1 protein-coding gene (only partly in view) is annotated in these 12,839 nt (G+C 73.9%); it reads left to right on the top strand.

Translation table 11 applies throughout. The features are described from left to right. Positions 1 to 12,839 carry the end of an SDR family NAD(P)-dependent oxidoreductase gene (locus tag ACIQK6_RS08050; protein WP_402694515.1) on the top strand. It extends 17,989 nt beyond the left edge of the window, so only the last 12,839 of its 30,828 coding nucleotides appear in the window; the start codon falls outside the window, past its left edge; its stop codon occupies positions 12,837 to 12,839.

The following is a 12,839-nucleotide window of genomic DNA, read 5'->3' as shown; positions in this document are numbered from 1 at the left end:
GCCGCCCGGTCACCGTTCACTCCCGGCCGGACGTGGAACAGGACGGCGGGTGGGTCCGGCACGCAGGTGGTGTGCTGGGCACGCTGGCCGCCGCGGACGCGGCCGCAGGGTTCGATGCCGCGGCGTGGCCGCCGGCCGGCGCCGAGCCGGTCTCCCTCGACGGCGCTTATGAGGGCTTCGCCGGGGCCGGTTTCGGCTACGGGCCGGTGTTCCGCGGGCTGCGGGCGGTGTGGCGGCGCGGCGAGGAGCTGTTCGCCGAGGTGGCGCTGCCGGTGGAGGAGCGGGACACGGCAGGCCGGTTCGGCCTGCACCCCGCCCTCCTGGACGCCGCGATGCATGCGGCGATCCTGACGAGCTCGGGCGAGACCGCCATCCCGTTCGTGTGGAACGACGTGGTGCTCCACGCCGTCGGCGCCGCCGAGGCGCGGGTGCGGCTGACCCGTGTCGGCGACGACGGCTGGACGCTGGCGCTCGCCGATGTCACGGGCACACCGGTGCTCTCGGTCGGCTCGATGGTGAGTCGCCCGGTCTCGGCCGAACAGCTCGTGACGACGGGGAGTCCGTTGTTCGGGGTCGACTGGTCGGTTGTTCCGGTGGTTGCCGGTGGGGTGGATGTGTCGTGGGTTGGTTGGGGGGAGGTGTCCGCCGGGGGTTCGGTGCCGGGTGTGGTGGTGCTGGACTGCGCGGCCGGGGTCGGGACGGCGGATGTTCCTTCCGGGGTGCGTGCGGTGTCGTACCGGGTGCTGGATGCGGTGCGGTCGTGGCTGGCGGATGAGCGGTTCGTGGCGTCCCGCATGGTTGTGGTGACGCGTGGTGCGGTGGCGGTGTCGGAGGGTGCTGGGCTGGATGTGGTGCAGGCTCCGGTGTGGGGTCTGGTGCGTGCGGCGCAGGCGGAGAACCCGGGCCGGTTCGTGCTGGTGGACCTGGAGCCCGGCGCGGCCGTGGACGGGGTCGCTCACGCGCTGGCGACCGGCGAGCCGGAGTCGGCCGTACGTGCGGGTGAGGTGTGGGTGCCTCGTCTGGTCCGGCTGGAGACGGCTGGTGACCGCGTTCCCGTCTTCGATGCCGAGGGTTCGGTGCTGGTGACCGGTGGTACCGGTGGTCTGGGTGCGGTGGTGGCCCGTCGCCTGGTGGTCGAGTACGGCGTGCGGCATCTGGTGTTGACCAGTCGGCGGGGTCTCGCGGCTCCCGGTGCCGAGGAGTTGGCGGCTGAGCTGGCCGGGGCGGGTGCCGAGGTCCGTATCGCCGCGTGTGACGTGTCGGACCGGGAGGCGCTCGCGGGTCTGCTGTCCGAGATGGTCGCGGAGCGTGCGCTGACCGCCGTCTTCCACGCCGCCGGCGTCGGCGACAGCACCGTCATGGCCGCGCTCACGCACGAGCAGGTGGACACGGTCTACGCCCCCAAGGCGGATGCCGCGTGGTATCTGCACGAGCTGACGCGGGAGATGGACCTGGCCGCGTTCGTGCTGTTCTCCTCGGCCGGCGGTCTCGTGCTGACCGCCGGGCAGGGCAACTACGCGGCGGCGAACGTCTTCCTCGACGCCCTCGCCGCACAGCGGGCGGCCGAAGGCCTGCCCGCCACCTCCATGGCCTTCGGCCTCTGGGAGGTCGGCGGCGGGCTGGGGGCGTACCTGCGTGACGTGGACCGCAAGCGGATGGCCGCCCAGGGCGTGCCGCCGCTGACCCACGAGGCCGGTCTGGCCCTGTTCGACGCGGCCCTGCGGTCCGAGCGCGCCATCGTCGTCCCCGTACGGGTCGACACGGCCGCCCTGCGCAGCCGCAAGGGCGAGGTACCCGCGCTGCTGCGCGGCCTCGCGCCCGTCGTACGGAGGGCCGCGGCGGCCGGCAGCGGTACGGCCACCGCCGAGCCCACCCTGAGCGACAGGCTGTCCGGCCTGTCGGCGGGGGAGCGTCGGCGTACGGTGCTGCACCTGGTGCGTTCGCAGGTCGCGTCCGTGCTCGGGCACGCCTCGGCCGAGGCGATCGGTGCGGACCGGGCCTTCCAGGAACTGGGCTTCGACTCCCTCGCCGCGACCGAGCTCCGCAACCACCTCAACCAGGCCACCGGCCTGCGACTGCCCGCCACCCTCGCCTTCGACCACCCCAACGCCGAAGCCGTCACCGACCACCTCCTCACCCGCCTCGGGGGCAACGGAACAGGCGAGATCCCGGGCGAGGAGGAGGTCCGCGAGGCCCTACGGTCCATCCCGACGAGCCGACTGCGCGACGCCGGTCTGATGGAGAGCCTCCTGGAACTCGCGGAGGTCCGGGTCACTCCCGCCGACCTCGCCGAGGAGCAGGAGAAGGACTCCACCGAGAACACCGCCGAGAACACCGCCGAGGACGCGGGCGCTGACGCGCTCGCGGCAGCCCGCCGCGAGACCGCCCGGCTGCGCGCCGACAACCGCAAGCTCGCCACCGACCGGTACGAGCCCATCGCGATCGTCGGCATGGCCTGCCGCTATCCGGGCGGTGTGACCAGCCCCGAGGACCTCTGGCGGCTCGTCACCTCCGGCGGCGACGCGATCTCCGCGTTCCCCGCCGACCGCGGCTGGGACCTGTCCTCCCTGCGCGACCCGAACGGAACCGGCCCGGACGCGTACTACACGCGCACCGGCGGATTCCTCGACGGAGCGGCCGACTTCGACCCGGCCTTCTTCGGGATCTCACCCCGTGAAGCCCTGGCCATGGACCCGCAGCAGCGGATCACCCTGGAACTCGCCTGGGAGGCACTGGAACGCGCGGGCATCGACCCGACCTCGCTCCGGGGCAGCCGCACCGGCGTGTTCGCCGGCGTGATGTACCACGACTACCCGGGCAGCGACGGCAACGGCAGCGTGGTCTCGGGCCGGGTCTCGTACAAGCTCGGTCTCGAAGGCCCCGCCGTCGCCGTCGACACCGCCTGCTCGTCCTCGCTCGTCGCGCTGCACCTCGCGGTGCAGGCGCTGCGGCAGGGGGACTGCTCGCTGGCGCTGACCGGCGGTGTGACGGTGATGGCGACGCCGGGTGTGTTCGCCGAGTTCGGCCGCCAGGGCGGGCTCGCGTCCGACGGCCGGTGCAAGTCGTTCGCCTCGGCGGCCGACGGCACCGGATTCGCCGAGGGCGCCGGCTTCCTCGTGGTCGAGCGGCTCTCGGACGCGGTCCGGGCCGGGCACCAGGTGCTCGCCGTGATCCGCGGCTCGGCCGTCAACCAGGACGGCGCCTCCAACGGACTGACCGCGCCGAACGGCCCCTCGCAGCGCCGGGTGATCCGGCAGGCCCTCGCCAACGCGCGGCTCGCCGCCGACCAGATCGACGCCGTCGAAGCGCACGGCACCGGCACGACGCTGGGCGACCCGATCGAGGCGCAGGCCCTCCTGGCCACGTACGGCCAGGGGCGGTCGGCGGACCGACCGCTGTGGCTGGGCTCGGTCAAGTCGAACATCGGCCACTCGCAGGCCGCGGCCGGCGTGGCCGGGGTCATCAAGATGGTCATGGCGATGCGTCACGAGGCCCTGCCGGCGACCCTGCACGTGGACGAGCCGAGCCACGAGGTCGACTGGAGCGCAGGTGACGTACGGCTGCTCACCGAGCCCCGCGAGTGGGCCGGTGACGGGCGTCGGACGCGCCGCGCGGGAGTCTCGTCCTTCGGGATCAGCGGCACCAACGCGCACGTGATCGTCGAAGAGGCGCCGATGGCCCCGTCAGCCCCCGAGGCCGGGCCGTCAGCCCCCGAGGCCGGGCCCGGGCTCGGAGACGAGCCTGAGGCGCCCGCCTCGCTCGTGGTGTCCGCGGCGACGGCAGGGGCCCTGCGCGCCCAGGCCGGGCAGCTGCTGGAGCAGGTCGGTTCGACCGAGGGGATTCGCCCCGCCGATCTCGGCTACTCGCTCGCCACGACGCGGGCGGCACTCGGACACCGCGCCGTGTTCACCGCGGCGGACCGGGACGGGCTCCTGGCCGGCCTCGGAGCCGTGGCGAGCGGCGAGACGGTCGCCGCCGTCGCGACCGCCGCACCGCTGGCGTTCCTCTTCTCGGGTCAGGGGTCGCAGCGGCTGGGGATGGGGCGTGAGCTGTATGCCCGATTCCCGGTGTTCGCGGCGGCCTTCGACGCGGTGTGCGCGGAGTTGGACGTGCCGGTGCGGGAGGTGGTCTGGGGTGAGGACGCGGATGCGCTGAACCGGACGGTGTTCGCCCAGGCCGCTCTGTTCGCGGTGGAGGTGGCGTTGTTCCGGCTGGTGGAGTCGTGGGGTGTGACGCCGGACTTCGTGGCCGGTCACTCCATCGGTGAGGTGGCCGCGGCTCACGTGGCGGGGGTGTTCTCCCTGGCCGACGCGTGTGCGCTGGTGTCGGCCCGCGGCCGGCTGATGGACGCGCTGCCCGAGGGCGGAGCGATGCTCGCCGTCCGGGCCACCGAGGAGGAAGTCCTCCCGCTGCTCGGCGAGTCGGTGTCCATCGCCGCGGTCAACGGTCCCTCGGCCATGGTCGTGTCCGGTGCGGTGGCGGAAGTGGAGTCCGTACGGGCCCACTTCGAGACGCAGGGCCGCAAGGTGACCCCGCTGCGGGTCTCGCACGCCTTCCACTCCCCGCTCATGGAACCGATGCTGGACACCTTCCGTACGGTCCTGGGAGGGCTGTCCTTCTCGAAGCCCTCGATCCCCGTCGTGTCCAACCTGACGGGCGCGATCGCCGAGAGCGAGAGGCTGTGCACCCCGGAGTACTGGGTGAGCCACGTCCGTGAGGCGGTCCGCTTCGCGGACGGCATCCGCACCCTGGCCGGCCTGGGCGTGACCCGGTACCTGGAACTGGGCCCGGACGGTGTCCTCACCGCCCTGGCCCAGGAGTCGGCCACCGACGGTGCCGTGCTCGTCCCCGTACTGCGCAGGAACACTTCGGAGGAGTCCGCCGTACGGCAGGCCGTGGCCCGCCTCCACGCGCACGGCGCGAAGGTCGACTGGCCCGCCTTCTACGCGGGCACGGGAGCCCGCCGCATCGACCTGCCCACCTACCCCTTCCAGCACCGGCGGTTCTGGCCGGCGGTGATGGCGTACGCGGGCAGCGCGGAATCCGTGGGGCTCAAGCCCGCGGAGCACCCCCTGCTGACCGGCACCGTCGAACTGGCCGGATCCGCCGGACACCTGTTCACCGGCCGGTTGTCGGTGCAGTCGCACCCGTGGCTCGCGGACCACGCGGTCATGGGCGCCGTCCTCGTACCCGGCACCGCACTCGTCGAACTGGTCATACGGGCGGGCGACGAGGTCGGCTGTGCGGCGGTGGACGAACTGACGCTGGCCGCACCGCTGGTGCTGCCCGCCGAGGGCGGCGTACAGGTACAGGTCTGGGTGGGCGAACCGGACGGATCCGGCCGCCGGCCGGTCAGTGTCCACTCCCGTCCGGACTTCGGCTCCGACACCGGATGGGTGCGCCACGCGGACGGATTCCTCGCGGTGTCCCCGGCCCCGGAGCCGGCGTACGACGTGGCGGCCTGGCCGCCCGCGGGCGCCGAGAGCCTGGACGTGTCGGAGGTGTACGAGCGCTTCGCCGAGGCCGGGTTCGAGTACGGTCCGGTCTTCCGGGGCCTGCGGGCGGCCTGGCGGCTCGGCGAGGAGGTGTACGCCGAGGTCGCGCTGCCCGAGGACGTGGACGGCGGGGTCTTCGGTCTGCACCCGGCCCTGTTCGACGCGAGCCTGCACGCCGCCGCCGCTGCCGCGGCGGGAGCGGGCGCGGCGGCGGGCGGCGGAGTGCCGTTCGCCTGGTCCGGAGTGTCGCTGTACGCGTCCGGGGCGTCGGCCCTGCGGGCACGTCTGACCCCGAGCGGTGACGGATCCCTGTCCGTGGCACTCGCGGACACGACGGGCGCGCCCGTCGCCTCCGTCGGCTCGCTCGCCGTACGCCCCGTGTCCGCCCAGCAGTCGGGGGATGCGGGAGCGGCCGTGCGCGATGCGCTGTTCACGGTGGAATGGACGCCGATCGAGGTACCCGGCACCGCGGCGCCGGACGTGGAGCTGCTCCGGCTCGGTGCGGCGGCGGCCGACTCCGGCGACGTCGTCGGATCGGTGCACGCGCTGACCGCGCGGGCGCTGGAGCTCGTACAGGAGGAGCGGCCCGTCTCCGACTCCCCGCTGGTCTTCGTCACCCGCGGCGCCGTGTCCGCAGAGGACCTGGCCGCCGCGGCGGCCTGGGGTCTGCTGCGGTCCGCGCAGTCGGAGTACCCGGACCGGTTCGTCCTCGTGGACGTGACCGGAGAGGAACCCGGCGACGAGTTGCTGAAGTCCCTGGCGACCCTCGGAGAACCCCAGCTCCTGGTCCGTGACGGCCACGTGCTGGCGGCCCGGCTGGCCCGCGTCGCAGAGCCCGCGGTCCCGTCCGTCCCCGCGTGGGACGGCGAGGGCAAGGTCCTGATCACGGGCGGCACGGGCGGTCTGGGCCGGGCCGTGGCCCGGCACCTGGTGGCCGAGCACGGCGTACGCAGCCTGCTGCTCGTCAGCCGGCGGGGTGCCGAGGCGGAAGGGGCTGCTGAGCTCGTCGCACAGCTCGCCGAGGCGGGCGCGGAGGCGGACGTCGAGGCGTGCGACCTCACCGACCGGACCGCGGTGGACGGGCTGCTGGCCCGCCACCGCGTCCGCGCCGTCGTCCACACCGCCGGTGTGCTCGACGACGCTCTGATCGGCTCGCTGACGGGCGACCGGCTGGCCGCCGTACTCCGTCCCAAGGTGGACGCGGCCTGGAACCTCCATGAAGCGACCAAGGGGCACGACCTCACGGCCTTCGTCCTGTTCTCCTCCGTGGCGGGCACCTTCGGTAGCGCCGGACAGGCCAACTACGCGGCCGGCAACTCCTTCCTGGACGCCCTCGCGCGGCACCGGGACGGCCTGGGGATGCCCGGCACCTCCCTGGCCTGGGGGCCGTGGGCCGGTGCGGGTGGCGGTATGACCGGCGCCCTCAGCACGGTGGACACGGAACGCATGGCGCGTGCGGGCATGCCCACGCTGGCGCCGGAACAGGGGCTGGCCCTGTTCGACGCCGCCCTGACGGCCGAGCGCCCGGTCGTTCTGCCGGTCCGCCTGGACCTGGCCGCGATCCGGGCCCGAGGTGAGGTCCCGGCGCTGCTGCGCGGCCTGATCCGGGGGCCCGCCCGCCGCGTGGTGACGGCGGCCGGTGCGGACGCCGGACTCACCCAGCGGCTCGCGGGTCTCGACCCGCAGGCACGCCACGAGGCGCTGCTCGACCTCGTACGGACGCAGATCGCGCACGTACTCGGGCACACGGGCGTGGCGGAGGTGGACCCGGCCCGGGCCTTCCAGGACCAGGGATTCGACTCCCTCATGGCGGTCGAGCTGCGCAACCGGCTCGACGCGGCCACCGGGCTGCGCCTGCCGGCCACCCTGGTCTTCGACTACCCGACCGCGGACGCGCTGGTGCGCTTCCTGCTCGACGAGGTGTTCGGGAACGAGACCGCCGCCGAGCGGCTGCCCGCCGTACGGTCGGCAGCGGCCGGGGACGATCCGGTGGTGATCGTGGGCATGGCCTGCCGCTACCCGGGCGGGGTGTCCTCGCCCGAGGACCTGTGGCGGCTGGTCGCCGACGGCGTGGACGCCGTGGGGGGCTTCCCCGCCGACCGTGGCTGGGACGTGGAGTCGCTCTACCACCCGGACCCGGAACACCTGGGGACCAGCTACACCCGCTCCGGCGGTTTCCTGGGCGACGCGGCGGACTTCGACCCCGGCTTCTTCGGGATGAGTCCGCGTGAGGCGCTGGCCACGGACGCGCAGCAGCGGCTGCTGCTGGAGACGACCTGGGAGGCGGTGGAGCGGGCCGGCATCGACCCCGTCTCGCTGCGCGGCTCGCAGTCGGGCGTGTTCGCCGGTGTCATGTACAGCGACTACGCCAGTCTGCTCGGAGGCCGGGAGTTCGAGGGCCACCAGGGCAGCGGCAGCGCGGGCAGCATTGCCTCCGGCCGCGTCTCGTACGCCCTGGGCCTCGAAGGCCCGGCGGTGACCGTGGACACGGCGTGTTCTTCGTCGCTGGTGGCGATGCACCTCGCGGCGCAGGCGCTGCGGTCGGGGGAGTGTTCCCTCGCCGTGGCCGGCGGTGTGACGGTGATGTCGACCCCGACCACGTTCATCGAATTCTCCCGCCAGCGCGGCCTCGCGGCCGACGGCCGGTGCAAGGCGTTCGCCGAGGCCGCCGACGGTGTCGGCTGGGGCGAGGGCGTCGGCATGGTCGTGTTGGAGCGGCTGTCGGATGCGGTGCGCAACGGGCACCGCGTCCTGGCCGTCGTACGCGGCTCCGCCGTCAACCAGGACGGTGCGAGCAACGGCCTGACCGCTCCGAACGGTCCTTCGCAGCAGCGGGTGATCCGGCAGGCGCTGGCCGCCGGCGGTCTGTCGACGTCGGACGTGGACGTGGTGGAGGCGCACGGCACGGGAACGACTCTGGGTGACCCGATCGAGGCCCAGGCGCTGATCGCGACCTACGGTCAAGGCCGTGAAATCCCGCTGCTGCTCGGCTCGGTGAAGTCCAACATCGGACACGCGCAGGCGGCGGCGGGCGTCGCCGGTGTGATCAAGATGGTCATGGCGATGCGGAACGGCTTGGTGCCGAAGACGCTCCACGTCGATGCCCCGTCCTCGCACGTGGACTGGTCGGCGGGCGAGGTGGAGCTGCTGTCGGAGGAGCGTGCCTGGCCGCAGTCGGGCCGCGTGCGCCGGGCGGGTGTCTCCTCGTTCGGTATCAGCGGGACGAACGCGCACGTGGTGCTGGAGCAGTACGAGTCGGCGGATGTCGTGCCGGTGGCGGAGATCGTTCCGGGTGTGGTGCCGTGGCTGGTGTCCGGCAAGACGGAGGAAGCCCTCCAGGACCAGGTCGCACGGCTGCGCTCGTACGTGCACGAGTCAGGACTGCGGCCGGTGGATGTGGGTCTGTCGACCCTTGACCGGTCGGTCTTCGCCCACCGTGCGGTGGTACTGAACGGCGAGCAGATCATCCAGGGCCATTCCCGAGGCGGAAAGACGGCGTTCCTGTTCACCGGGCAGGGCGCACAGCGCCTCGGCATGGGCCGGGAACTGTACGCCCGCTTCCCGGTGTTCGCGGAAGTCTTCGACGCGATCTGCGGGCAGTTGGACCTTCCGGTCCGCGACGTGGTCTGGGCTGAGGACGCGGATGCTCTGAACCAGACCATGTACGCCCAGGCCGCTCTGTTCGCCGTGGAGGTGGCGTTGTTCCGGCTGGTCGAGTCGTGGGGTGTGACGCCGGACTTCGTGGCCGGTCACTCCATCGGTGAGGTGGCCGCGGCGCATGTGGCCGGGGTGTTCTCGCTCGCGGACGCGTGTGCGCTGGTGTCGGCCCGCGGCCGGCTGATGCAGGCACTGCCCGAGGGCGGCGCCATGCTCGCGGTGGGGGCGACGGAGGACGAAGTCCTCCCGCTCCTCGACGAGTCGGTGTCCATCGCCGCCGTGAACGGGCCCTCTTCCGTGGTCGTCTCCGGTGCCGAGGAAGGGGTGGAGGCCGTACGCGCCCACTTCGAGGGGCTCGGTCGCAAGGTGACTCGCCTCCGCGTCTCGCACGCCTTTCACTCGCCGCTGATGGACCCGATGCTGGACGAGTTCCGGGCCGTCGTGTCGGGGCTGTCGTTCGCGCCTCCGCGGATCGGGATGACCGCGGGCCCGGACGTGGTGTGCGACCCGGAGTACTGGGTGCGCCACGTCCGCGACACGGTCCGCTTCGCCGACGGGATCAGCACCCTCACCGGCCTCGGGGTCACCCGGTACCTCGAACTGGGCCCGGACGGAGTCCTGTCCGCCCTTGCCGCCGAAACCGTCATGGACGGCGAGACCGTGGTGGTCCCCGTCCTGCGCAAGGATCGCGACGAGGAAGAGTCCGCCGTCCAGGCCCTCGCCCAGCTCCACGTGAGCGGCGCGCGGGTCGACTGGACCGCCCTCTTCGCCGGCACCGGTGCCCGGGTGGTGGACCTGCCGACGTACACCTTCCGGCACCGCCGCTACTGGCCCACCGGCACGCCCGCGGGCCGGGGCGGTGCGGAGGCGCTCGGGCTCCGGTCCGCCGAACACCCGCTGCTCTCGGGGGCGGTGGAGCTGGCCGGGTCCGAAGGCTTCCTGTTCACCGGCCGGCTCTCGGTGGGCACCCACCCGTGGCTGGGGCACCACACGGTCATGGGCTCGGTGGTGGTACCCGGTACGGCCGTGCTCGAACTCGCCGTCCGGGCGGGCGACGAGCTCGGCTGCACCACCGTCGAGGAACTGACCCTGGCCGCGCCGCTGGTCCTGCCCCAACAGGGCGCCGCAGTGCAGCTGCAGGTCGCCGTGGCCGCCCCCGACGCATCCGGGCGACGCGCACTCACCGTGCACTCCCGGCCCGTCGCCGGAGGCGCCCACGAGCCGTGGACGCTCAATGCCGGCGGTGTGCTCGCCGAACGTCCCGACCGTCCCGGCACGGCGCTCGAATTGGCCGCCTGGCCGCCGGCCGGAGCAGAGGCCCTCGACGTGGCGGACGTGTACGAGCGGTTCGCCGACGCCGGGTTCGGATACGGCCCGGTGTTCCAGGGCCTGCGCGCCGCCTGGCGGCTCGGCGAGGATGTGTACGCGGAGGTCGCCCTGCCCGAAGGCGTCGAAGGTTCGGCGTTCGCGCTGCACCCGGCGCTGTTCGACGCCGTCCTGCACGCGTTCGCGCTGGGCGGCCAGGACGGTACCGGTGATGCCGCCGAGGGGCAGAGCCGCGGCGGGGTCCCGTTTTCCTGGACGGGCGTCTCGCTGCACGCCTCGGGCGCCTCGGCGGTACGGGCCCGACTGAGCCGGTCCGGTACGGGTGGCGCGGTGTCCCTCGCCCTCGCGGACACCACCGGTGCGCCGGTGGCCTCCGTCGAATCTCTCGTCGTACGGCCCATCAGCGCCGAACAGCTGGGCGCGGCGGACCGGGCCGGACGGGACTCCCTGTTCCACCTGGACTGGACACCCGTCGACACGGACAGCGACAGCGCCGGAGGTGTCGGCGGGAGCCCGCGGACCGCGGTGCTCGCCACGGCGAGCGGCACGGCCACGGCCGCCCTCGGCGACCATCCGGTGTACGCCGGGCTCGCCGAGCTGGTCGCCGACGAGGCCCAGCCGGTCCCGGAGGTGGTGCTCGTACCGCTGACGGACGGCGAGACGAACGGCGACACGGACGGCGAGGCCGCCGCCCGTACGTCGCGAGCGGTGCACGGGCGTACGGCTCACGCCCTGGAACTCGCGCAGGCATGGCTGGCCGAGGACCGGTTCGCCGACGCACGCCTGGTGTTCGTCACCCGGGGCGCGGCCTCGGGCGCGGACCTCTCGGCCGCGGCCGTCTGGGGCCTGATGCGCTCGGGGATCTCGGAGAACCCGGGCCGCTTCGGCCTCGTGGACCTCGACGACGCCGGCGCGGCGGCTCTGCTGCCGCAGGCCCTCGCCACCGGGGAGCCGCAGCTGCTCCTGCGCGGCGACGCCGTACTGGCTGCCCGCCTCGCGCGGATCGCCGACCCGGCCCCGGCCGCCCCGGTATGGGCGGGCGAGGGCGCGGTCCTGATCACCGGCGGTACCGGGGGCCTGGGCCGGCTGCTGGCCCGCCACCTGGCCGCCGAGCACGGCGTACGCGAACTGGTGCTGGTCAGCCGGCGGGGCGCCGACGCCGAAGGAGCGGCCGAACTCGTCGCCGAACTGGCCGAGTCGGGTGCCCGTACGGAGATCGAGGCCTGCGACGTCGCGGATCCGGCGGCGGTGGCGGCCCTGGTGGCCCGCCACCCGCTGCGCGCGGTGATCCACACCGCGGGCGTGCTGGCCGACGGGGTCCTCGGATCCCTGACGCCGGACCGGCTCGCGGAGGTGCTGCGTCCCAAGGTGGACGCGGCCTGGAACCTGCACGAGGCGACCCGGGGCCTGGCCCTGGAGGCGTTCGTCCTGTTCTCCTCCGCGGCCGGCACCCTCGGCAACGCGGGCCAGGCCAACTACGCCGCCGCCAACGCCTGCCTGGACGCACTGGCCCGGCACCGCCGAGCCCAGGGCCTGCCCGGCACCTCCCTGGCCTGGGGCCCGTGGACGGGTACCGGCGGCGGCATGGCCGGAGGGCTGACCGCGGCCGAGGCCGAACGCCTGGCCCGGGCCGGACTCCCGCCGCTCACGCCCGAGCAGGGACTGGAGCTGTTCGACATCACGGCGGGCGGCGCCGAACCGGCCGTGCTGCCGGTCCGGCTCGACCTCGCGGCGCTCCGCGCCCGCGGGGAGGTGCCCGCGCTGCTGCGCGGCCTGATCCGTACGCCCGTACGACGCACCACCGCGGCGGACGGGACGGGCGGCGGGCTCACCGCACGGCTCGTGGCCCTGCCGCAGGCAGAGCGCTACGACGCCCTGCTCGCGGAGGTCCGCGGCCAGGCCGCGGCGGTCCTCGGGCACGCGCGGGCAGCGGACGTGGACCCCGGGCGCTCGTTCCAGGACCTCGGACTCGACTCGCTGACCGCGATCGAGCTGCGGAACCGGCTCGGCGCCCTGACCGGGACCCGGTTGCCGGCCACGCTCGTCTTCGACTACCCGACGACCGGGGAACTGGTGGACCACCTGTACGCGCTCCTCGACCTGGCGCCGCAGGCGCAGCCCGATGCCTCCACCGTCCTCCTGGCCGAACTGGCCCGGCTGGAGCTCGCCTTCACCGGCACGGACGTCAGCGACGAGGTGTTCGCGCAAGTGGCGGGACGGCTCGACGTCCTGAAGGAGAAGTGGGGCGCGCTGCGCACGGCCGGCTCCGGTGAAGACACCGAAACCGAGAGCGGGTTCGACTTCGAGGCGGCTTCCGACGAGGAGGTGTTCGACCTGCTGGACAAGCAGCTCGGCCTGTAA

It is taken from the genome of Streptomyces sp. NPDC091682 (assembly GCF_044756625.1).
In the GTDB taxonomy this organism is placed as follows: Bacteria; Actinomycetota; Actinomycetes; order Streptomycetales; family Streptomycetaceae; genus Streptomyces.
This window is presented reverse-complemented; position numbering and strand designations above follow the sequence as displayed.